This window comes from Bradyrhizobium sp. USDA 4452, from assembly GCF_054063575.1.
Map to the genome: position 1 here is coordinate 7,815,123 of NZ_JBSSGK010000001.1, position 20,751 is coordinate 7,835,873.

Annotated in this window: 23 protein-coding genes; 18 read left to right on the top strand and 5 right to left on the bottom strand. The window is 65.4% G+C overall.

Annotated features, from left to right (window positions below; all coding sequences use genetic code 11):
• Positions 1–3 precede the first annotated feature (3 nt).
• From ACVISU_RS36840 to ACVISU_RS36875, 8 genes are all read left to right on the top strand, one after another.
• A complete protein-coding gene (locus ACVISU_RS36840) occupies positions 4–732 on the top strand; it encodes a GntR family transcriptional regulator (RefSeq protein ID WP_456710234.1) in 729 nt (242 codons plus the stop codon).
• Positions 733–777: 45 nt separating this feature from the next.
• The gene (locus ACVISU_RS36845) at positions 778–2,022 is read left to right on the top strand and encodes an MFS transporter (RefSeq protein WP_456710235.1); all 1,245 of its coding nucleotides are present in this window, start codon (positions 778–780) and stop codon (positions 2,020–2,022) included.
• Positions 2,023–2,037: 15 nt separating this feature from the next.
• Positions 2,038–2,940 carry an amidohydrolase family protein gene (locus ACVISU_RS36850; protein ID WP_456710236.1) on the top strand — a complete coding sequence of 301 codons (903 nt, stop codon included), beginning with the start codon at positions 2,038–2,040 and terminating at the stop codon, positions 2,938–2,940.
• Positions 2,941–3,032: 92 nt separating this feature from the next.
• Complete coding sequence (locus ACVISU_RS36855; RefSeq protein WP_456710237.1) at positions 3,033–3,950, top strand: PhzF family phenazine biosynthesis protein; 918 nt, start codon at positions 3,033–3,035, stop codon at positions 3,948–3,950.
• 196 nt (positions 3,951–4,146) lie between these two features.
• Entirely contained in the window at positions 4,147–5,028 is an 882-nt protein-coding gene (locus tag ACVISU_RS36860) for an NmrA family NAD(P)-binding protein (protein WP_456710238.1), read from the top strand.
• A 63-nt stretch (positions 5,029–5,091) separates the two neighbouring features.
• The gene (locus ACVISU_RS36865; protein WP_456710239.1) at positions 5,092–5,433 is read left to right on the top strand and encodes a hypothetical protein; all 342 of its coding nucleotides are present in this window, start codon (positions 5,092–5,094) and stop codon (positions 5,431–5,433) included.
• Between the two features lie 66 nt (positions 5,434–5,499).
• A complete protein-coding gene (locus ACVISU_RS36870; RefSeq protein WP_456710240.1) occupies positions 5,500–6,213 on the top strand; it encodes an SDR family oxidoreductase in 714 nt (237 codons plus the stop codon).
• A 142-nt stretch (positions 6,214–6,355) separates the two neighbouring features.
• Entirely contained in the window at positions 6,356–6,745 is a 390-nt protein-coding gene (locus ACVISU_RS36875) for a MarR family winged helix-turn-helix transcriptional regulator (RefSeq protein WP_244522163.1), read from the top strand.
• A gap of 83 nt (positions 6,746–6,828) precedes the next feature.
• Here the strand turns inward: ACVISU_RS36875 and ACVISU_RS36880 are convergent, their stop codons facing one another.
• On the bottom strand, positions 6,829–7,290 hold the full coding sequence (locus ACVISU_RS36880) for a DUF488 domain-containing protein (protein ID WP_456710241.1): 462 nt from the start codon (positions 7,288–7,290) through the stop codon (positions 6,829–6,831).
• A 10-nt stretch (positions 7,291–7,300) separates the two neighbouring features.
• Positions 7,301–8,161, bottom strand: a complete 861-nt coding sequence (locus ACVISU_RS36885; protein WP_456710242.1) for a DUF72 domain-containing protein — start codon at positions 8,159–8,161, stop codon at positions 7,301–7,303.
• A 129-nt stretch (positions 8,162–8,290) separates the two neighbouring features.
• On the opposite strand from ACVISU_RS36885, the gene ACVISU_RS36890 reads away from it, so the two are divergent.
• The 8 genes from ACVISU_RS36890 (at position 8,291) to ACVISU_RS36925 (ending at position 16,633) form a co-directional block, all read left to right on the top strand.
• A complete protein-coding gene (locus tag ACVISU_RS36890; RefSeq protein WP_456710243.1) occupies positions 8,291–8,677 on the top strand; it encodes a hypothetical protein in 387 nt (128 codons plus the stop codon).
• Between the two features lie 66 nt (positions 8,678–8,743).
• A complete protein-coding gene (locus tag ACVISU_RS36895; protein ID WP_050404051.1) occupies positions 8,744–8,953 on the top strand; it encodes a hypothetical protein in 210 nt (69 codons plus the stop codon).
• Positions 8,954–9,198: 245 nt separating this feature from the next.
• Positions 9,199–10,332 (top strand): glycosyltransferase, encoded by a 1,134-nt coding sequence (locus tag ACVISU_RS36900; protein ID WP_456710244.1) that lies wholly within the window; start codon positions 9,199–9,201, stop codon positions 10,330–10,332.
• 7 nt (positions 10,333–10,339) lie between these two features.
• Entirely contained in the window at positions 10,340–11,842 is a 1,503-nt protein-coding gene (locus ACVISU_RS36905) for a glycosyltransferase family 39 protein (protein WP_456710245.1), read from the top strand.
• Positions 11,843–11,919: 77 nt separating this feature from the next.
• Positions 11,920–12,615, top strand: coding sequence for a DUF899 family protein (locus ACVISU_RS36910; protein ID WP_050404054.1), 696 nt, complete (start codon positions 11,920–11,922; stop codon positions 12,613–12,615).
• A gap of 425 nt (positions 12,616–13,040) precedes the next feature.
• Positions 13,041–14,180 (top strand): tlde1 domain-containing protein, encoded by a 1,140-nt coding sequence (locus ACVISU_RS36915; protein WP_456710246.1) that lies wholly within the window; start codon positions 13,041–13,043, stop codon positions 14,178–14,180.
• 92 nt (positions 14,181–14,272) lie between these two features.
• Positions 14,273–15,016 (top strand): signal peptidase I, encoded by a 744-nt coding sequence (gene lepB, locus ACVISU_RS36920; RefSeq protein WP_456710247.1) that lies wholly within the window; start codon positions 14,273–14,275, stop codon positions 15,014–15,016.
• A 120-nt stretch (positions 15,017–15,136) separates the two neighbouring features.
• Positions 15,137–16,633 carry an AMP nucleosidase gene (locus ACVISU_RS36925; RefSeq protein ID WP_050404055.1) on the top strand — a complete coding sequence of 499 codons (1,497 nt, stop codon included), beginning with the start codon at positions 15,137–15,139 and terminating at the stop codon, positions 16,631–16,633.
• Between the two features lie 22 nt (positions 16,634–16,655).
• Here the strand turns inward: ACVISU_RS36925 and ACVISU_RS36930 are convergent, their stop codons facing one another.
• Both ACVISU_RS36930 and ACVISU_RS36935 read right to left on the bottom strand, forming a co-directional pair.
• Positions 16,656–17,285: a glutathione binding-like protein gene (locus ACVISU_RS36930; RefSeq protein WP_456710248.1), complete on the bottom strand. Its 630-nt coding sequence runs from the start codon at positions 17,283–17,285 to the stop codon at positions 16,656–16,658.
• Positions 17,286–17,295: 10 nt separating this feature from the next.
• Positions 17,296–17,889, bottom strand: a complete 594-nt coding sequence (locus ACVISU_RS36935) for a cysteine hydrolase family protein (protein ID WP_456710249.1) — start codon at positions 17,887–17,889, stop codon at positions 17,296–17,298.
• A gap of 129 nt (positions 17,890–18,018) precedes the next feature.
• On the opposite strand from ACVISU_RS36935, the gene ACVISU_RS36940 reads away from it, so the two are divergent.
• Positions 18,019–18,858, top strand: coding sequence for a LysR family transcriptional regulator (locus ACVISU_RS36940; protein ID WP_456710250.1), 840 nt, complete (start codon positions 18,019–18,021; stop codon positions 18,856–18,858).
• A gap of 169 nt (positions 18,859–19,027) precedes the next feature.
• Here the strand turns inward: ACVISU_RS36940 and ACVISU_RS36945 are convergent, their stop codons facing one another.
• Positions 19,028–19,633, bottom strand: a complete 606-nt coding sequence (locus ACVISU_RS36945; RefSeq protein WP_456710251.1) for a TetR/AcrR family transcriptional regulator — start codon at positions 19,631–19,633, stop codon at positions 19,028–19,030.
• A 260-nt stretch (positions 19,634–19,893) separates the two neighbouring features.
• On the opposite strand from ACVISU_RS36945, the gene ACVISU_RS36950 reads away from it, so the two are divergent.
• Positions 19,894–20,739 (top strand): DUF3313 domain-containing protein, encoded by an 846-nt coding sequence (locus tag ACVISU_RS36950; protein WP_050404065.1) that lies wholly within the window; start codon positions 19,894–19,896, stop codon positions 20,737–20,739.
• Positions 20,740–20,751: the final 12 nt, after the last annotated feature.

Consider the following 20,751-nt stretch of genomic DNA (forward strand, 5'->3'; position numbering starts at 1 on the left):
TATATGAATTCAGCTTTCGACGATCGCCTGCCGCGCTACCAGCGTCTCCGCGACGACCTCGCGGCGCGCATCAACCGCAACGAGTGGCGTCCCGGGGACCCGATCCCCTCCGAGGCGGAGCTCGGCGCGCATTACGGCGTCGCGATCGGCACCGTGCGCAAGGCGATCGATCAGCTGGTCAGCGACGGCGTGCTGGAGCGCCAGCAGGGCCGCGGCACCTTCGTGCGCCGCGCGCGGTTCAATTCCTCGCTGTTCCGCTTCTTCCGCTTCCAGTCCGAGAGCGGCGAGCGCCGCGTGCCGCAAAGCCGCATTCTGCGCCGCAAGGCGATGCCGGCGACGTCGGCGGTCGCCTCGGCGTTGCGCATCGGCGTCGGCGAGCCCGTCATCAGCCTGTCGCGGCTGCGGCTGATCGACGACGTGCCTCTATTGGCCGAGGAAATCTGGCTGCAGCGATCGCGCTTCGAGGCGTTGCTCGCGCTCGATCCCGCCGAGTTCGGCGACCTGCTGTATCCGCTCTACGAGGATCGCTGCGGCCAGGTCGTGGTCTCCGCCGATGAAATCCTCACCGTCGAGATCGCGACCGAGATGCAATCGCGCCTGCTGCGATTGGAGGCCAACGCGCCGCTGATCGTGATCGAGCGCCTGGCCTTCGACCTGGAGCGGCGGCCGATCGAATGGCGCCGCTCGCGCGGGCCGGCGGATCGCTTCCGCTACCACGCCGAGATCAGATGAGCGCGGCGGCAATATAAACAACAAGACAGATTTCAGGGAGGAATGATGGCAAACTGGTACAGCGAATGCTCGCCGCTCGAGCGGCGCACCTTCTGGGCAAGCTTCGGCGGCTGGGGGCTCGATGCGCTCGACGTCCAGATGTTCAGCCTCGCGATTCCGGCGTTGATCACCGCTTTCGGGATCAGCAAGGCGGACGCGGGCCTGCTCGGCTCGGTCACGCTGTTCTTCGGCGCGTTCGGCGGCTGGCTCGGCGGCGCGCTCGGTGATCGTTTCGGCCGGGTGCAGGCCTTGCAGATCACGGTCGCAACCTTTGCGCTCGCGACATTCGCCTCGGCCTTCGCGATGAATTACAGCCAGCTCGTGGTGCTGAAGGCCATTCAAGGCATCGGCTTCGGCGCCGAATGGGCTTGCGGCGCGGTGCTGATGGCCGAGATCATTCGCGCCGAGCATCGTGGCAAGGCGCTCGGGGCCGTGCAGAGCGCCTGGGCGGTCGGCTGGGGTGCCGCAGTGCTGTTGTCGGCCTTGGTCTTCACCACTGCGCCGGCCGACATCGCCTGGCGCATCCTGTTCGCGGTCGGCCTGATCCCGGCGCTCTTGATCCTCTACATCCGCCGCGGGCTGAAGGAGCCGCCGCGCGCTGCAGCGCGCGAGGCCGAGCCGCCGTTCTTCGCCACGCTCGCCGGCATCTTCCACCGCGACGTGCTGCGCTCGACCTTGATTGGCGGCCTGTTCGGCATCGGCGCCCATGGCGGCTATGCGGCGCTGACCACATTCCTGCCGACCTACTTGCGCGAGGTGCGGCATCTCTCGGTGCTCGGCTCCAGTGCCTATCTCGCCGTGATCATCGTCGCCTTCTTCTGCGGCTGCGTGGTCTCGGGGATCATCAGCGACCGGATCGGGCGACGCGCCAACGTGACGCTGTTCGCCGCCGCCTGCGTCGTGACGGTGCTGGTCTACATCTTCGCGCCGCTCACCAATTCGCAGATGCTGGTGCTCGGCTTTCCATTGGGCTTCTTCTCGGCCGGCATTCCCGCCAGCATGGCGGCGCTGTTCAGCGAGCTCTATCCGGCCGGCGTGCGCGGCACCGGCGTCGGCTTCTGCTACAATTTCGGCCGCATCGTCTCCGCGGCGTTTCCCTTCCTGGTCGGCTACCTCAGCGATCACATCGGCCTTGGCGCCGCGATCGGGATCGACGCGGCGTTCGCCTATTCGCTGGTGTTGATCGCGGTGCTGATGCTGCCGGAAACCCGCGGCAAGGTTTTCGAGCAGCCCGCCGCAACGCGCGCGTGATGATGAGGAATGATCATGACATCGGACGAACCTGGATTGACGCGGCGGAAATTTGCCGCGGGAGTGATTGCCGCGCTGTCGGCAGGCGGATTGGCGGGCAAGGTGAGGGCTGAGGTGCCGAAACAACTCGCGATCGATACCCACGCCCATGTCTTCCATCGCGGGCTGAAGCTGGCGCCCGGCCGGCGCTACGCGCCCGATTACGACGCGCCGCTCGCGCTCTATCTGCAGCAGCTCGACCAGAACGGCATCACCAATGGCGTCCTGGTGCAGCCAAGCTTTCTCGGCACCGACAATTCCTATCTGGTCGAATGCCTGAAGGCGACCAATGGTCGCCTGCGCGGCATCGCCGTGGTCGACGTTGCCGTTACCGCCGACGAACTGCGCGCGCTCGATCGCGCCGGCATCGCGGGCATCCGTCTCAATCTGGTCGGCCAGAAGCTGCCTGATCTTGCGTCGGGCGAGTGGACGGCGCTGCTGGCTGAGATCAGGGCGCTCGACTGGCAGATCGAGATCCAGCGCAACGCCGGCGATCTCGCGACGCTCGCGCCAAAGCTGCTCGATCAGGGCGTGAAGGTCGTGCTCGATCATTTCGCCTTGCCCGATCCGAAGCTCGGCGCCGACGATCCCGGATTTCAATCGGTCCTCAAGCTTGGCGCGACGCGCAACGTCTGGGTCAAGATCTCGGCGCCCTATCGCAATGGCCCGGCCGGCGAGGCCTTCGCGAAGCAGGCCTATCCGCTGCTGCGCAATGCTTTCGGCGTCGACCGGCTGCTGTGGGGCAGCGATTGGCCGCACACCCAGTTCGAGGCGACGCAGAGCTACGCGAAGAATCGCAAATTCCTCGACGCGCTCGTCACCGATGCCGATGAGCGTGCCCGCGTGCTTGCATCACCGCGCGAGCTGTTTCGATTCTAGCTCGCGCGTGATTGTACCGAGTGCTCTGAAGAGCGTCGTTGCCGTTGTGTTACGATGACGCCATCGGAATGACCGGCACAGGGACACGCACAATGCAGCGCCGCTATATCACCGTCGACGTTTTCACCGACCGCGCCTTCGGCGGCAACCCGCTTGGCGTGGTGCTCGACGCCGAGGGACTGTCGACCGCGCAGATGCAGGCGATCGCGACCGAGTTCAACTATTCCGAGACGACCTTCGTGCTGCCGCCGCAGGATGCGGCCAACGACGCCCAGGTGCGCATCTTCACGGTGCGCTCGGAAATTCCGTTCGCCGGCCATCCCAATGTCGGCACGGCTTTCGTGCTGGCGAGCCGGGCGGCGAAGACGCCGGAGCTGCTGAGGTTCGAGGAGAAGGGGGGCCTCGTGCCGGTCAAGGTGCTGACCGACGGCGGCAGGGTGATCGGCGCCGAGCTGACGGCGCCGCAAGCGTTGCAGCGGACCAACGAGGTGAGCGCGGCCGCTGCCGCCGCGTGCCTGTCGCTGTCGGCGGCCGACGTGAAGACCGATCGGCACGCGCCGCAGGTCGCCTCGGTCGGCCTGCCGTTCCTGGTGGTCGAGATTGCTTCCCGCGAGGCGGTCAAGCGCGCCCGGCCCGATGCCGCGGCGTTCGCAAAGGTCCTGGCCGAGATCGGCCGTGACGTCGTCTATTTCTACACCCGCGATGTGCCGGCGAGCGAGCAGCCGCTCGATTTGCAGGCGCGCATGTTTCATCCGGGCGCGAGCGGCCTGTCGGAAGATCCCGCCACCGGCAGTGCGACTGCCGCCTGTGGGGCGCTGCTCGCCGATATCGATCCCGCGCGTGACGGCGAGTTGCGCTTGCGGATCGGGCAGGGCGTCGACATGGGCCGGCCGAGCCTGTTGCTGACGCGGGTGAAGAAGCAGGGCGGCGCGATCACATCGGTGCATGTCGGCGGCGGCTGCGTGAAGATGATGGAGGGAACGATCAACCTCCGGGGCGCGGAGAGCTAGCTGCGTCCTCATCGTCCGCGACATCTGCTTACCGGCAGGGCCGCTTTTGATGGCGGCGCTCGCCCGTCGACCACACAGGGATGTGAACGGCGTTGGTCCCGCGACCGAAAAAATCGCCTTGACTTAAGAGCATATGCACCTACTTTTCGGCATATAAGGGCATATGCTCTTATATCTAACAAGCGGGAGCGTTGCCATGAGCGAAGCTACTATTCTGGTCAGCGGGGCGACGGGACGAACCGGGGGTGCTGCCGTCGACGAACTGCTCAAAATGGGCAAGACGGTTCGCGCTTACGTGCGCTCCGACGGCGAGCGGGCAGCGGTTCTGAGGCGGCGGGGAGTAGACATCGCCATCGGCGATTTCACCGACATCGACGCCATTCGCGCGGCCATGGAAGGCATCCAGGCCGCATATTTTCTCCATCCGATCGCGCCGGGAATCATCGGGGCGGCCGCCTATTTCGCACAGGCCGCGAAGGAGGCCGGCGTCACCGCGATCGTTAATATGTCTCAGATTTCGGCACGCCGGGAATCGGCAAGCCATGCGGCGCAGGACCACTGGGTTTCGGAGCGCGTGTTCGACTGGTCGGGTGTGGCGACGACGCATCTGCGCCCGACTTTCTTTGCCGATTGGCTGGTCTACCCGCATTTCGGCAGGGAGATCTGGACAAAGAAGAAGATCGAATTTCCGTTTGAGAACGGGCGCCACGCGCCCATCGCCAGCGAAGACCAAGGCCGTGTCATCGCCCACCTCCTGGCCAAGCCGAGAGGTCACGAAGGCAAGATTTATCCGCTGCACGGCCCGGTGGAGATGAACCACACCGAGATCGCCGCCGAGATGAGCGAGGTGCTCGGCAGCAAGATCGAATACGCGCCGACGTCGATCGCGGTGTTCAAGGAGAAGATGGAAAAGCTCTACAAGTTTCCTCCGTTCCTGGTGCAGCACCTGGTCGAAGTCGCCCAGAATTATCGCGAGGGCATCTTCTCGGGCACCAACGACGCCGTCGAGAAGATCACGGGAACACCGCCCCTCACGGTCCGCCAGTTCATCGCGCAGAACCGCGCCGTGTTCGCCTGAGCAAGCTCCAAGCCATCATGAGGTTTGAAAATGTCTCACCCACAAACCGAGCGACACCCGTTTTTGGACGATCTGATCGCTGATGCAGAGCTCGTCAGCTCCGTGCTGCGGGGGCCTGTCGCTGGACGCGATGACATCCGACGCGTCGTCGACACTGTCGGAACCTTCTACGCGTCACAAACGCCCACCTTTGTGCAGAAGGTCGGCTCGCGGCTGTTTCTTGAGTACGAGGCCGTTCTCAACAGTGGAGAGAAGCTGAGCGCGGCGGTCATCGTCGATCATAACGCGGACGGATCAGTCCCGCGCGTCAGCGTGCGAATGAGCCCGCTCGGCGCAGTGCTCGCGCTCGCCACCGGTCTGCGCGAGCGGCTTTCGACAAAGCTGCCGGAAAGTCTCTTTCTTTGAGTTGAAAAACGGGCCAGTAGCGCGAATGAACCGCACTGGCATCCAAATCCGGAAAGGTAGAGCGTCATGGATATCAAGAATGCAACCATCTTCATCACTGGTGCCAATCGCGGCCTGGGCCTCGCCTTTGCGCGCGAGGCGCGCCGCCGCGGAGCCGCCAAGGTCTATGCGGGCATGCGCAAGACCGATGGATTCAATGAGCCCGGCGTCATCCCCGTGAAGATTGACGTCACCGACCCGGCATCGATCGCAGCTGCCGCGGCGCTGGCGACCGATACGACGATACTGGTCAACAACGCCGGCATCGCCGCTCTGGTCGACGGGCCTCTGTCGGCCGACGTTGCGGCGCAATCGGCCCGCATGTTCGACACCAACTATTACGGCGTCGTGCGCGTCACGCAGGCCTTCGAACCGATCTTGTCGACAAGGCAGAACGCCGCCATCATCAACGTGCTCTCCGACATCGTGTGGCTGCCGCGGCCGATTCTGACGCCCTATGCCGCGTCCAAGGCGGCGGCGTGGAGCTACACCAACCAGCTCCGCTTTCATCTGCGCGAACGCGGCGTTCAGGTTCTCGGCCTGCATGTCGGCTTCGTGGATACTGACCTGACCAACGGAATTGACGTGCCGAAGGCGAGCCCCGAGGACGTGGTGCGCCAGACCTACGACGCCCTCGTCGCCGGCAAGAGCGAGGTGATGGCCGACAAGGGAACGGCGGCCCTCAAGAGCACGCTTGCGGCCGAGGAGCCCGGCTACATCACGCCGCCGCAGGGGTTTTGAGAATATCCCTGGGCCCGTGCCGCGCCTATATTCGCGGCGCGGGCCGCGATGAAAACGAGAACGACAAGGAGCGTTGCCGGTGAACAGACCGCTGGGAATCGATCAATGCAACTGCTTCGCCATGAGGAAGGCCAACCGGCGAATGTCGCGCTTTTATGACGCCCACCTCGAACCGGTCGGACTTCGCATCACTCAGTTCCTCACGCTGGCGGCGCTGAACGAACTCGGCAGCGCCGCCGTCAACGCGCTCGCCGAGCAGCTCGACATCGAGCGGACCGCAATGGGCAAGATGGTCGGCTTCCTGGAACGTGACGGCCTCGTTCGGATTCGGCCATCGCCCACCGACAGACGAAGCCGCCTCATCGAGCTGACCGATGCCGGCCGCGGTGTTCACGACAAGGCCGCGCCATATTGGCAGCGTGCCCAGCGAGAGTTCGAGCTGCTGAACGGCGCAAAAAATGTTGCCGTGCTGAGGGGGGCCATGCGCGACATGGTCGTTGGCGATATAACGCCGAGCTCATCCGAGGACTGAGCGCCGCTTCCGATCGCGAGCGCGGCCGCGTGCTCGCCGCCACGAGCAGCGAAATAGCGGCAATCCACGCACGAATGCACGCGCTAAACCTGCGGCGCGACCAGGTTGTCGATCCTGACGCCGTCGCGCTCCTCGATGATCTCGGCGATCCAGCGCCGGTGGCAATGCTCGTGGTCGCGCTCGTAGCAGAGGATGCAGACCGGGCCGGACTTCTTCACCAGCGCCGACAGCTCGTCGAGCTGCTCCTTGGCCAGCGCCGTCTTGAGGTGCGCCGAATAGATCTTTTGCAGCAGGCCATAGTGTCCGCTGCGCGCCGCCTCCCGACCGCTCTTCGGCGTGCCGAGGCCGCGGAGGTGGACGTAGCCGATTCCGCGCTCGTCGAGGCCTGCGGCGAGCTGGCTCTTGGAGAAGCCGGGGCGGCGCGAGGAGGCCACCGCGCGGACATCGACGAGGAGCTTGACGCCGGCGTGCTGGAGCTCGTCGAGCACGGCCTTCGACGGCGTCTGCTCGTAGCCGATGGTGAACAGCTTTTTTGCCTTCGCCATCGGCGCCGTCTCACTTCACCCGTTCGATCAATTCCATCGCGCCGGCGGGCGCGCGGACCTTGCCCTCGTGGATCACGTAAGCGAACACGTCGCGCGGCACCTTCTTCGGCACTGATTTGTCGACCTTCGGCAGGTCGTTCGGCTCGCCTCCACCGGCCCAGTCCTGAAACCGCTTGGCCCAGGCGTCGAGTTGCTTCGGCGGATAGCAGGTCTTCAGTTCGTCATTGCCCTTCTGCAACCGGGCATAGACGAAGTCGCTGGCGACGTCGGCAATCGCCGGATATTTGCCGTGCTCGGCGAACACCACCGGCACCTCGTGCTCGCGAATGAGAGCGATGAACTCGGGCACGCAAAAGCTGTCGTGACGCACCTCGACGACATGGCGCAGCGCGCGGCCGTCGAGCTTGCGCGGCAACAGCTCGAGGAACTTGCCGAAGTCTGCGCCGTCGAACTTCTTGGTCGGCGCGAACTGCCAGAGCACCGGGCCGAGCCGGTCCTTCAGCTCCAGCACCCCCGAATCATAGAACCGCTTCACCGAATCGCCGGCCTCGGCGAGCACGCGGCGGTTGGTGGCGAAGCGCGGCCCCTTCAGCGAGAAGATGAATCCATCAGGCACTTCGCTGGCCCATTTGCGGAAGCTCTCCGGCTTCTGCGATCCGTAATAGGTACCGTTGATCTCGATCGAGGTCAGCTTCGAGGCGGCATAGGACAGCTCTTTCGATTGCGCGAGCTTGTCCGGGTAGAACACCCCGCGCCACGGCTCGAATGTCCAGCCGCCGATGCCGATATAGATGTTGCCTGCGTCCGTCTTGGTCGTCTTGGTGTCTGCCTTGGTCGGCTTGGTGGGAGCTTTGGCCACGACTGCACTCATCGTGAGGAGGGGGAACGGGATCAAAGAGTAGTCAAAATAATCGTGATTGGCCAGTTTGCCAGATTGCCGCGCGGGTGCTTATCGTGGTCGTCGCTCTTCGCTACGATGGGCGAAAATGGAGAACGATACATGCGCATGCTGGTTGCGGCCGCCCTCCTGATCGCGTCCTCCGCTGCCATATCGTCGGCTGCCATATCGTCCGCTGCGATGGCCGACGAGGTCGACGATGCGCACAAGCTCGCGATCACCGGTCGCGACGCCTACTGGAATTGTCTCGCTCGCGAATATCCCCGCGACAGCAACAAGGCGATGTCCGATCAGGAGTTCACCTCGCTGATCGCCAATGTCTGTCCCTCCGAGCGGCAGAACTTCCGGGTGTCGCTGATCGACTTCCTGTCGCTGCAGTTTCCGAAACAGGATGCCGACGCCAACCTGACGACGGCCAACCGCGCGATCGAGCTGGCGCAGAAGGACATCGTCACCGCCTTCGTCAGGCGCAGGGCCGCGGCGAAATAGGTTCCCGAATCCTGTTGCGGCCGGCCGATTTTTGATATCAATCCGCGCAGGCGAGGGATCATCGGCATGAGCTCAAAATCGACGGCAGGCTTCCTGGGCGCAGTGGTCGCAGCCATCGTGCTGGCGGCGGCGTTCATCTACGGGCCGTCGCCGAGCCAGCTCCGCAACCCGACTCCGCCCGCAGCCGTGCAGCCGCAGGCGGCGCCCGCCGCCGAGGCCGCGCCGGCGGCCCCGGCGCCGCGCGGCCCGGTGATCCGGGAAGTCCCGAACAACTAGCGCCATTGCCCCTTGCGGATCGCATGGGGGCTTCCTATCTGGCTCATAACGGCGACGTTGAGCTCCAGGGGCTCCGGCGCTGGGACGACCACGGCAATGTCGGCTGCGCCGGATGTACGCGCGCCCCTTGTTCGTGGTCGTTGGCATTTTCAGGGCTGTTTTGCCCGGTTTTCCCGCTTCCCGAGACCGCGTTTGGGCCGGCCCGCCTTGGCAGCGGGGGAGGCTGCGGCTATACGCTGGCGCTCATGAATGACGCCATCAAGCTAGCCCCCGAAACCGCCTCGCAGGCAGCAAGTTTGCCGCAGCTTTCGGTGGTCGTCCCGACCTTCAACGAACGCGACAATGTCACGGTGCTGTACCGCCGGCTCGACGCGACCCTGAAGGACGTGGCCTGGGAGGTCATCTTCGTCGATGACAATTCGCCCGACGGCACCTGGGACGTGGTGCGCGCCCTGGCGCGGAAGGATTCCCGCGTCCGCTGCATCCGTCGGGTCGGTCGACGCGGCCTGTCCGGCGCCTGCATCGAGGGCATCCTGGCGTCGAGCGCGCCCTATGCCGCGGTCATGGACGCCGATCTCCAGCATGACGAGACCCAGCTCCCGAAGATGGTGGCGCTGCTGCAGAGCGGCGAGGCCGAACTGGTGGTCGGCAGCCGCTACATCGAGGGCTACAAGAGCGAAGGCTTCAACAAGCAGCGCGCCGGCGCCAGCGCATTTGCCACCGAGATCGCGCGCCGCGCGCTGAAGGTCGAGATCGCCGATCCCATGAGCGGCTTCTTCATGATCCGCCGCGACCGTTTCGAGCAGCTCGCGCCGCAGCTCTCGACCCAGGGCTTCAAGATCCTGCTCGACGTCGTGGCGACGGCGGAGGGCAAGCTGCGCACGGTCGAAATTCCCTACACGTTCGGCGCCCGCCAGCATGGCGAGAGCAAGCTTGACTCGATGGTCGCGCTCGACTTCCTTGGCCTGGTGCTGGCGAAGCTGACCAACGATCTGATCTCGCTGCGCTTCATCCTGTTCGCGGCGGTCGGCGGGCTCGGCCTGCTGGTGCATCTGTCCGTGCTGTTCATCGCGCTGGAACTGTTCAAGGCGCCGTTCCCGGAGGCCCAGGCCACTGGTGCGATCGTTGCCATGACCAGCAACTTCATCCTCAACAACTTCCTGACCTATCGCGACCAGCGGCTGAAGGGCTTTGGCATCCTGCGCGGCCTCTTGCTGTTCTATCTGGTGTGCAGCGTCGGCCTGCTCGCCAATGTCGGCGTCGCGTTCTCGGTCTACGACCAGGAGCCGATCTGGTGGCTTGCGGGCGCGGCCGGCGCGCTGATGGGCGTGGTGTGGAACTACGCGATGTCCGGGCTGTTCGTCTGGCGCAAGCGATGACGGCGGCATGAACGCGAACGAGGCGCGGCTGGCCCGGAACACCGCCCTTGCGGTGTGCGCGCTGGTCATCCTGAGGCTGGCGGCCGCCGCATGGACGCCGCTGACCTTCGACGAAGCCTATTACTGGATGTGGTCGAAGGCGCTTGCCGGCGGCTATTACGATCATCCGCCGATGGTCGCGGTCGTGATCCGGCTCGGCACCATGATCGCCGGCGACACGCCGTTCGGCGTGCGGCTGGTTTCGATCCTGCTCGCGCTGCCGATGAGCTGGGCGATCTACCGGGCCGCCGAGATCCTGTTCGGCGGCCAGCGCATCGCCGCCAGCGCAACGATCCTGCTCAATGTCACGCTGATGGCCGCGGTCGGCACGCTGATCGTGACACCCGATGCGCCGCTGCTGGTTGCCGCCAGCTTCCTGCTGTATTCGCTGGCAAAGGTTCTGGAGAGCGGCCGCGGCGCCTGGTGGCTTGCGGTCGGCGCCAGCGCCGGCCTGGCGCTGCTGTCGAAATACACTGCGCTGTTCTTCGGACCGGCGATCCTGATCTGGCTTGCTGTCGTGCCGAAGCTGCGGCGCTGGTTTCTTTCCCCCTGGCTCTATCTCGGCGGCCTGGTTGCAGCCGGCCTGTTTGCGCCGGTCATCTCCTGGAATGCCGATCACCACTGGGTGTCGTTCATCAAGCAGATGGGCCGCGCCCGGATCGAGGACTTCCGGCCGAACTACATCGCCGAGCTGATCCCGACGCAGTTTGCATTCGCGACGCCGTTGGTCTTCATCCTCGGTGTGATGGGCCTCTATGCGCTCTACCGGCGCCGTGCCGGCGCAATGCCTGCGCGCGTGCTGGTCAACGCGATGTTCTGGACCATCGTGGTCTATTTCACCTGGCACGCGCTGCATGCGCGGGTCGAGGCCAACTGGTTCGCGCCGGTCTATCCGGCGTTTGCGGTGGCGGCCGCGGTCGCGGCGATCCAGGTGCAGTGGGCGCCGCGCCAGCAGCGCACGATCGATTTCTGCCGCCGCTGGGCCGCGCCGTCTGGCGTCGTGCTGTTCGCGCTCCTGATCGTGCAGGCCAACACCGGCATCCTTTCGGGCTCTCGCCGCGACGCCACCGTGCGCAGCGTCGGTGTCGGCTGGCAGGAACTCGCCAGCGAGATCGAGGCGGTGCGCGCGCGAACCGGCGCGAGCTGCGTGCTGGCGCCGGATTACGGCACCGTCGGCTGGCTTGCCTTCTACCTTCCCAAGGGCACTTGCGTCGCGCAGCAGGGCCAGCGCATTCGCTGGGTCAACATGCCCGAGCCGAGCAAGGCGCAGCTGTCCGGCAAGCTGCTCTATGTGCACGAGGTCGAGCAGGCGATGCCGGCCTCGCTTCGCGACAATTTCGCTCACGTCGAAACGGTGGCCGAGGCCAAACGCATGCGCGGGCCGCTGGTGATCGAGACCTACGCGCTCGATCTGCTCGACGGCGCAAAGGGCGAGGTCTTCGATCGTTCGCCGCCACCGGAACTGCAGTAAAACCGTCGCTGTTGATGTCGGATCGTCCGGTTCCGGCCCGTCTTCCAGGGAGCCGCTAACCACGCGAGGTTCCAACCATGACCAGTCCCGTCCTCAAGCCCGCCGTCGAACTCGCAAACAGCAACGCCAGACGCTTTCCCAATGAGAGCGCCGACTATCGTCTGGCGCGCCAGGCGCTGCTCGTCGAGGAGATCGAGCTGCGCCGGCACATCGCGCGCGTCGCCGAGCTGCGCCGCAGCTTGCCGCCGGGCGGCGAGGTGACCGGGGCCTATCAGTTCATCGGCGAGTCCGGCACAGCCTCGCTCGCCGATCTCTTCGGCAACAAGCAGACGCTGATCATCTACAGCTACATGTTCGGCCCGCAGCGCGAGAAGCCGTGCCCGATGTGCACGTCGTTCATGAGCACTTGGGAGGGGAAGCTTCCGGACATCGAGCAGCGCGTCTCGTTCGTGTTCGTGGCACGCTCGCCAATCGCGCGGCTGATCAAGGCGAAGAAGGCGCGCGGCTGGACGCGTCACAAGGTCTATTCGGATGCGTCGGGCGATTACACGCGCGACTATGTCAGCAAGGATGACAGCGACGTGCCCGGCTACAATGTCTTCACGCACCACGACGGTGCGATCCGGCATTTCTGGGCGGGCGAGATGGGTGCCGGCACGGTCGACCCCGGCCAGGACCCGCGCGGCGCGCCGGACATGGATCCGCTCTGGACCCTGCTCGACACCACGCGCGAGGGGCGCGGCGCGGATTGGTATCCGAAGCTCAGCTATTGAGAGATGGTTTTTGCCCGATCCCCGCGCGATTACGGGGCCATCGGCAAGGAAATTCTCCCTAGGATTAATCTCGGCATGCGGCGGCGGTGCCGCGTGCCGGAATGTCCCATCATGGGACAAAAAAGCCACTTTCGCGGTCCAATGCCATCTTAAAAAAGCCCTACGCCACAGGCACTTCCCGCGTTGCAGGGGATCGCATCCGGTTAAGTCGCATTTAACTAAAAGTCGCCTTAATGGCCGTCTGTGCCCCCGCGCGACGTTGAGCCGAACATCGTTCGACGATGCGTCGGGTGAGGGACAAAGGTGGACCTGTTTTGAGCGCCGGGCGTATGGGTACGAGTGCGAGTGCGTATGTTCTTGGGGCGCCAAGCCGCAAGAAAACCTCCCGAAAAATCCTCCCACAGCATTTCCTCGGCAGCGCCGCGGTGGCGGGGCTGGTGCTTGGCTGCGCCTGGACAGTCTATGCCAACATCTTTGCGGCGAGCGTCTATCCGTCGGTAGGCCATGCGTCATTTGAAGCGCCTGTGGTGAAGCGCCCCGTTGCGGTGGCCGCGCGGCCCGCACCCGCGTTCAACGAGGTATTCGCGTCCCTGACTCCGGCGCCGGCGGCACCCGCCAAGACCTCTGCCAACGCCGAGGTCGCAAAGTCGGAAGTCCCGACACCGTCACTTATGTTTAACGATCGGTTTGCGGCCGCCGCGCCGGTGGGCGTTGCCTCCAGCGTCGTGGCCGACGCCGCACCGCAGATCGATCCGATCAAGCAGGCCGCTGAACCCAAGGTCGCCGTCGCGGCGAGGGCGGTTGCGACGGCAGAACTCGCCGAGACATCGAAGCCGTTGCCGGCGCCGAAGTCGGTCGAGACCGCCAAGAAGCAAGCCGCCGCCAATCTGAAGGTGGCGCTCAACGATCCATCTGCGACGGTTGAGTCCAAGGGAACTGAGAAGGCGCCCGAGGCCAAGCAGGCGACCAAATCCGGTGGCGTCCGCGACATGGCCGCACGCGCCAAGGCCGCGGTGATGTCGATCGCATCGAGCGAGCGGCAGACCATGGTCGAGAAGCTGTGGGGCAAGCGCGAGTCGAGCGGCGGACTGCTCTCCTTCGCTTCTGCCGACGCCAATGTCACCGGCAGCATCCCCTCGACGCTGGACCAGAACCCGATGCTCGGCGGCTCGCCGCCCTATGACCGCCAGACCGCGGTCTACGACATCTCGGCCAAGACCGTGTATCTGCCCGACGGCACGCGCCTCGAGGCGCATTCGGGGCTCGGCTCCCGGCTCGACGATCCCAGATCCTCGCATATGAAGATGGTCGGCGTGACGCCGCCGCACATCTACGAACTCAAGCCGCGCGAGGCGCTGTTCCACGGCGTGCCGGCGCTGCGGCTCAATCCGATCGGCGGCGAGGGCAAGATCTTCAACCGCGACGGTCTGCTCGCGCACACCTTCATGCTCGGCCCGAACGGCGACTCCAACGGTTGCGTCTCGTTCAAGGACTATTACGCGTTCCTCGATGCCTACCGTAACAAGGGCATCCGCCGCCTCGCGGTCTTGGCGAGGATTCAGTAGACGCATTCTGCTGCAGGGGGGCTTGGCCCCTTGGCCTGTCCCACCGTCGTCAGCTATGTTCGGCGACGTGAATCTGGACGCAGGGCAGGCATATGACACTGGTTCAGGAGACCGGCCGCCGGCGGCCGTGGGGCAGGATCCTGCTGATCGCGCTGCTCCTGATCATCGCGCTGCCGATCCTGTCGCCGCCGCTGTGTCGCACCTTCCTGTTTCAGCCCTTCAGCATCCCGGCCAGGTCGATGATGCCGACGCTGGAAGTCGGCGATAATCTCTTCGTTTCGAAATTCGCTTACGGCTACACCCACTATTCCCTCCCGTTCTCTCCGAAACTGTTCGAAGGGCGCATCTTCGGATCGTCTCCGGCGCGCGGCGACGTGGTGGTGTTCCGGCTGCCGAAGGATGACCGCGTCGATTACATCAAGCGCGTCGCCGGGCTGCCCGGCGATCGCATCCAGATGCGCGACGGTCAGCTCTACATCAACGAGACGGCCGTGGTGCGCGAGCGGATGCCGGATTTCGTCGGCGATGACGCCTGTGGGTCAAATGGCCAATCCAGCGCGCGGCGCTGGCGCGAGACGCTGCCGAACAATGTGAGCTACGAGACGCTCGATTGCATCGATCACGCGTATTACGACAACACGCCTGTCTTCACTGTGCCCGCCGGTCAATTCTTCATGCTGGGCGACAACCGCGACAATTCCACGGATAGCCGTGTGCCGTCGATGATGGGCACTATTCCGCTCGAGAACATCATCGGCCGTGCCGGCCTGATCTATTTCTCGCGATCGCCGGACGGAGTGATCAGGACCGGGCGCATGGGGACGGTTGTCCGCTAGGGATGCCCAGCGGTCGGCGTCGATCTGGAAGCGGAGGCATTGTCGCCATATCGTGTGTCGCTATATTGTACTGATCCAGGGCGATTCCGAGCTCGGCAACGGATCTGGCGCAAAGCGAACATGTCTCCCACGCCCCCCATCGAAACCCCACCGCCGATCACGACCGAAGCGTTCGTCGATGCCGCGGCCGCCGTTGTCCGGCTCGAAGAGATCTACGAGCGCAACACCCAATTCCTGCGCGATCGCTTCGAGGCCTATGTCAACGGCGCCACCATCACGACGCGGGTGCGGGCGCACTACCCGTTCGTCCGCATCACGACCTCGTCGCATGCGCGGCTCGACTCGCGGCTCGCCTATGGTTTCGTCGCGGGACCCGGCATCCACGAGACCAGCATCACCCGGCCGGATATCTTCCGGACCTATCTCACCGAGCAGATCGGGCTCCTGATCAAGAACCATGGCGTGGCGGTCGAGATCGGCGAGTCCAGCGAGCCGATCCCGATCCATTTTGCCTACCGGCGCGACATCAATATCGAGGCGGCGCTGACCATCGCCGACAGCTCGGCGTTCACGCGGTCGCTGCGCGACGTGTTCGATACGCCTGACCTTGCCGCGATGGACGATGCGATCGCCGACGGCACGTTTGAGCTGACGCCGGGCACGCCCGAGCCGCTGTCCCTGTTCCGTGCCGCGCGGGTCGATTACTCGCTGCGCCGGCTCTATCACTACACCGGCACCGATCCGGAGCACTTCCAGAATTTCGTGATCTTCACCAACTACCAGTTCTATGTCGATGCCTTCGTGCAATCGAGCCTGCAGCGTCTTGCGTCGGGCGAGCAAGGCCTCGATGCATTCGTCGCGCCCGGCAATGTGATCACGCGCAACGCGCTGGCGGGCGGCGGCACGAGCGGGACGGCGTCGGGGCGCGTCCCGCAGATGCCGGCGTTTCATCTGGTCGAGCCCGGCTATCGCGGCATCACCCTGATCAACATCGGCATCGGTCCATCGAACGCGCGCAACATCACCGATCACGTCGCAGTGTTGCGGCCGCATGCCTGGCTGATGATCGGCCATTGCGCCGGCCTGCGCAACACGCAGCGGCTCGGCGATTATGTGCTGGCCCACGGCTATGTCCGCGAAGATCACGTGCTCGATCACGAGCTGCCGCTCTGGGTACCGATCCCTGCGCTTGCGGAGATGCAGGTCGCGCTCGAGGAGGCGGTCGGCGAGGTGACCGGGCTCACCGGCTTCGAGCTCAAGCGCTTGATGCGCACCGGAACGGTGGCGAGCGTCGACAACCGCAATTGGGAGATCAGCGGGCCGCAGGTGATCCGGCGGATGTCGCAGTCGCGCGCCGTCGCGCTCGACATGGAATCGGCGGCGATCGCCGCTAACGGCTATCGCTTCCGCGTGCCCTACGGCACGCTGCTGTGCGTCTCCGACAAGCCGCTGCATGGCGAGATCAAGCTCGCGGGGATGGCGAGCGAGTTCTACCGCCAGCGCGTCGGCCAGCATCTCCAGATCGGGCTGAAGGCGCTGGAGCGGCTCAAGCAGCAGGAATCCGAGCGCCTGCATTCGCGCAAGCTGCGCAGCTTCGCCGAGGTCGCGTTCCAGTAAGCCCGCGCCGGGTGCGCGGCGATCACGCCGCAATGTTCTTCCACATCTGCATCTCGCTGCCGATCGCGGCCTTGACCTGCGGCCGCGCCTGCATGCGCGTGAGATAGGCGGCCAGCGGCGGCCATTGCGCGGCGTCGACGCCGGCGGCGCGGAGCAACAGCAGGGCCCAGGTGAGATGCGCGTCCGCGACCGTGAAGCGGTCACCGACCAGAAATTCGCGGTCGGCGAGATGCGCCGATGGCACCGACAAAGTCTGTCCGATCCTGGCACGCGGCTTGGCGAGCGATGCCTCGTCCTTGTACCAGAAGGCTGGGAACAGAAAGCCCTTGTGGATCTCGGTGCCGATGAAGCTCAGCCATTCCTGCAAGCGGTAGCGGTCCGGATGGCCGGCCGGCGGAGCGAGGCCGAGCTCTGGCTTGAGGTCCGCGATGTATTGCAGCACCGCAGCGCTCTCCGTCAGCCGCTCGCCGTTTTCCAGCACCAGCACCGGCACCGCGCCCTTCGGCGCGACGGCGCGGAAGTCGTCGTCGTCCTCGAGCACCTTCTTGGTCCAGAGATCGACCATGTGATAGCGGGCGTCGATGCCGGCCTCCATCAGCGCGATCCGGCTGGCGAGCGAGCAGGCCATCGGCCAGAAATAGAGCTGCAGCATGACCGGTGCCTCAGGCGAGGGCGTTGCCGCGCGCGATGATCGCAAAGCGGTCGGACAGTTCGGCGAGCGCAATGTCGTGAATGAGCCGGGCCGCGATCGTGCCGCCCTTGCCGTCGGGCAGGTCGCGGGTGGCGCAGCTGTCGGCATCGATCGTGGTGCGGAAGCCGAGATCGAGCGCGGCGCGGGCGGTCGAGCTGACGCACATGTGCGTCATGAAGCCGGCGAGCACGAGCTCCTTGCGGCCGGTCGCGGCGAGCTGTGCGTTGAGGTCGGTGCCGGCGAAGGCATTCGGTAATTGCTTCTCGATCACGGTCTCGCCGGGCCGGGGCGACAGCGGCGCGATGATCGCGCCGCGCTCCGCGCTGCGATCGAACAGGCTTCCCGGTGCGCCCTTGTGCGCGATGTGAATGATCGCAGCGCCGCTCTCCCGCGCGCGGCCGAGCAAGGCGGTGGCGCGCGCAATCGCGGGGCCGGCGTCGGGCAGCGCCAGCGGGCCTGCGAGATACTCGTTCTGGATGTCGATCAGCACCAGGCAGCTGTCGCCGAGGCGGGGCGGGGTGAGGTCGATGCCGGCAAGCTGCATCAAGGTCTTGGCTGTGGTCATGGTCCTGAGAACTCCGGAGGATGCGTCTTGGGAAAATATAGCCACGGACCCGCCTGCCGTTATGCAGGGATATTGCAGCCAGTGGCTGCGTTATTGCAGCCAGGCGGGATGCGATGTAGCCTCTGGGCCATGAACTGGGACGATCTTCGCATCATCGCGGCCGTCAGGGACGAGGGCACCTATGCCGGCGCCAGCGCGCGGCTGCGGATCGACGAGACCACGGTCGGCCGCCGGCTGGCGCGGATCGAGCGCGCGCTCGGGCTGCGCCTGTTCGAGGCTGCCGACGGCGTCCGCAAGCCGACCCGGCAGTGCGACGTGGTGCTCGCGCACGTCCAGGCGATGGCCGCGCATGCCGAGGAGATCGGCCGGATCGGCGAAAGCCTGCCCGGCCCGGTCGGCCGGCTGCGCATCGCATCCACCAATGCGATTGCAGAAGAAGTGCTGGCGCCGCGCACCAGCGAATTGCTCGGCGCCAATCCGGGTCTTACGCTGCAATTCCTGACCTCAAGCGACAACGTCAAATTCTCGCGCTGGGAAGCCGATCTCGCGATCCGCCTGCGCAAGCCCGACAAGGGCGACTTCGCGATCTCGAAGCTCGCCGAGGTCAGGCTGTATTTCTTCGAGCCGGTCGCGACATCTGCGGGAGAGGCGGTCACCTGCGCCTATCCCGATGAGCTCGGAGCGATACCCGAGATGCAGTTTCTGCGTGGAAAACGGCTTCGCGCGCGTTGCGTCACCGACAATGTCCGGATCATCCACAGGCTGATCCAGTCGCATCAGGCGGTCGGCGTGCTGCCGGAGCACAGTTGCGTCGACCTTTTGACTGACCGCCGTCTGCGCACCACGCTGCTGCCGAAGCGGCGCGACGTCTGGCTTCTGGTGCAAAACCACCTCAAGCGCGATGCGGCGACCCGCGTCACCATCGACTGGCTGCGCGCCTGCTTCCACGACGTCGCCCGGGGCGGGTGAGGTGGCGACGGGAATGCGAACTTGCCCTTTCGTCATTCCGGGGCTCGCGAAGCGAGAGCCCGGAATCCATCGGGCCGCAAGTTTCGCTGAACAACAGATTCCGGGCTCGGCGCTACGCGCCGCCCTCAGGTGCGCAATTGCGCACCGGGGAATGACGAGAGAAATGGAGTTAGATCGCGGCCTTCAGATTGGCGAAGGCGTCCTGGACGTATTTGGTGAGCTGGCGCTTGCCGCCCTGCTCGAGCCAGGCGTCGACCGCGATGCGCAGCGCGCCGCTCGCGGCCATCGCGACGAGACGAAGACGGTCGCGGCGGTCCTTGCCCGGCCACAATTCGCGCAGCGTCTCGTAGACGACCTGCTCCCGATGCTGATCGCTGCGGTGCTTGCGGGAGCTCAGCACTTCGCTCTCACAGATCAGGCGCGAAATCGCAACCGTTCGCGACGTCTGGAAGCGGGCGGACATTTCTAGCAAGGCCTCGCGGACGACGTCGATCGGCTCGCCCGCGGCGGCATGGTCGCGGATCGATGCCTTCAGCGCGTCGTCATAGCCGGCGATATGGGCGAGCAGGATGTCGTCCTTGCTCCTGAAATAGTAGAAGAAGGTCCTGCGCGAGATGCCGGCCGCCGCCGCGATCTCATCCAGCGTCGTCGCCTCGAAGCCGTTGGCCAGAAACAGCTCCATGCCGACATCGGCGATGCGTCGGGTCGTCTCGCGGCGATTTCGCTCGCGCAGGCCTTCGGTCTTTGCAGACGTCTGGGTTTTCGTCTCGGGCATCGGCCGCGTCTCTCATGAACAGGCAATCAGGGCAAAAGCATTTTGCGGCCTCGGGTTCGCGCGGCCGTTGGCGTCAACGCGCGCAGTGCGCGGTTGGACATGCGTCTTCCGGTCGCAGGCGGCGGTCCCGGCCATAAAACCGCCCAACACAATAATTACACTAAGTGTAACATTTACACCAAGTGTAAGTCAGTGGGCCGGCAATGACATCTTGCTCGCGCGTATGCCGGATCAAGCTGCTTCCGGCGGCAAATGGATTCGTGAGCAGGCGGGGGGTACCGCTCCGCGGCTGGGCGGCGGCGAACCTGCTCGCTCTGCTGGTCTCGGGCTGCGCGACGGCGACGCTGGATCAGGCAGGCTCGCTTCGCTCCTACGACAATATGGTGCAATCGGACGGGATGTTGACCCGCTCGCTGCTGCGGGTCAACAAGGATGAGGTGCTGGCGGCGAAAACCGTCAGGATCGTCCCCACCGTGTTCTCGGAGCGAACGCCCGCGCCGTTCACGGCTGCACAGCGCCGGCTCGTGACCAACGCGGCTGATCGCGCATTATGTGCGGGCCTGAGCGAACGCTTCTACGTGGTTGCGTCGGAGCCGGCCGATCTGACCGTTCACGCCGTCATCACGCATGCGGTGCCCACCGATCCGACGGCGGTCGGCGTCTCCAAGGGTGTGTCAGTGGCGAAGTCGATTCTGTTGCCCGGCGTGCCCGTGCCGGTGCCGCGGATTCCGGTGGGACTCGGCAGCCTGTCGCTTGAAGCCGAGGCACGCGATCCGGCCGGGCAGCAGAAGGCGGCGATGGTCTGGGGCCGCGCGGCCAGTGCCTTCGACAACGGGCGGATGTCGGAGGAGGGCGATGCGTACGGCCTTGCGGCATCGTTCGGCGGCGATTTCAGCCAGATGCTGGTCACCGGCGTGACGCCGTTCGGCGGCGTGCCCTCGATACCCTCGATGCAGCGGCTCGGCTTCCTGCTCGGCGGCGCGCCGAAATATCCGGCGTGCGAAGCGTTCGGGCGTGCGCCCGGTCTCATCGGCATGGTCGGCGACAGCGCCGGCGTGCCGCCGGACTGGACCGACAAGGGACCGGTTGCGGCGAAGGTGGAGTGATAGGCAAGACTG

Coding starts and splice junctions, on each gene's coding strand:
- ACVISU_RS36840 (WP_456710234.1), top strand. CDS start 4: ATGAATTCAGCTTTCGACGATCGCCTGCCGCGCTACCAGCGTCTCCGC.
- ACVISU_RS36845 (WP_456710235.1), top strand. CDS start 778: ATGGCAAACTGGTACAGCGAATGCTCGCCGCTCGAGCGGCGCACCTTC.
- ACVISU_RS36850 (WP_456710236.1), top strand. CDS start 2,038: ATGACATCGGACGAACCTGGATTGACGCGGCGGAAATTTGCCGCGGGA.
- ACVISU_RS36855 (WP_456710237.1), top strand. CDS start 3,033: ATGCAGCGCCGCTATATCACCGTCGACGTTTTCACCGACCGCGCCTTC.
- ACVISU_RS36860 (WP_456710238.1), top strand. CDS start 4,147: ATGAGCGAAGCTACTATTCTGGTCAGCGGGGCGACGGGACGAACCGGG.
- ACVISU_RS36870 (WP_456710240.1), top strand. CDS start 5,500: ATGGATATCAAGAATGCAACCATCTTCATCACTGGTGCCAATCGCGGC.
- ACVISU_RS36875 (WP_244522163.1), top strand. CDS start 6,356: ATGTCGCGCTTTTATGACGCCCACCTCGAACCGGTCGGACTTCGCATC.
- ACVISU_RS36880 (WP_456710241.1), bottom strand. CDS start 7,290: ATGGCGAAGGCAAAAAAGCTGTTCACCATCGGCTACGAGCAGACGCCG.
- ACVISU_RS36885 (WP_456710242.1), bottom strand. CDS start 8,161: ATGAGTGCAGTCGTGGCCAAAGCTCCCACCAAGCCGACCAAGGCAGAC.
- ACVISU_RS36890 (WP_456710243.1), top strand. CDS start 8,291: ATGCGCATGCTGGTTGCGGCCGCCCTCCTGATCGCGTCCTCCGCTGCC.
- ACVISU_RS36895 (WP_050404051.1), top strand. CDS start 8,744: ATGAGCTCAAAATCGACGGCAGGCTTCCTGGGCGCAGTGGTCGCAGCC.
- ACVISU_RS36900 (WP_456710244.1), top strand. CDS start 9,199: ATGAATGACGCCATCAAGCTAGCCCCCGAAACCGCCTCGCAGGCAGCA.
- ACVISU_RS36905 (WP_456710245.1), top strand. CDS start 10,340: ATGAACGCGAACGAGGCGCGGCTGGCCCGGAACACCGCCCTTGCGGTG.
- ACVISU_RS36910 (WP_050404054.1), top strand. CDS start 11,920: ATGACCAGTCCCGTCCTCAAGCCCGCCGTCGAACTCGCAAACAGCAAC.
- lepB (WP_456710247.1), top strand. CDS start 14,273: ATGACACTGGTTCAGGAGACCGGCCGCCGGCGGCCGTGGGGCAGGATC.
- ACVISU_RS36925 (WP_050404055.1), top strand. CDS start 15,137: ATGTCTCCCACGCCCCCCATCGAAACCCCACCGCCGATCACGACCGAA.
- ACVISU_RS36930 (WP_456710248.1), bottom strand. CDS start 17,285: ATGCTGCAGCTCTATTTCTGGCCGATGGCCTGCTCGCTCGCCAGCCGG.
- ACVISU_RS36935 (WP_456710249.1), bottom strand. CDS start 17,889: ATGACCACAGCCAAGACCTTGATGCAGCTTGCCGGCATCGACCTCACC.
- ACVISU_RS36940 (WP_456710250.1), top strand. CDS start 18,019: ATGAACTGGGACGATCTTCGCATCATCGCGGCCGTCAGGGACGAGGGC.
- ACVISU_RS36945 (WP_456710251.1), bottom strand. CDS start 19,633: ATGCCCGAGACGAAAACCCAGACGTCTGCAAAGACCGAAGGCCTGCGC.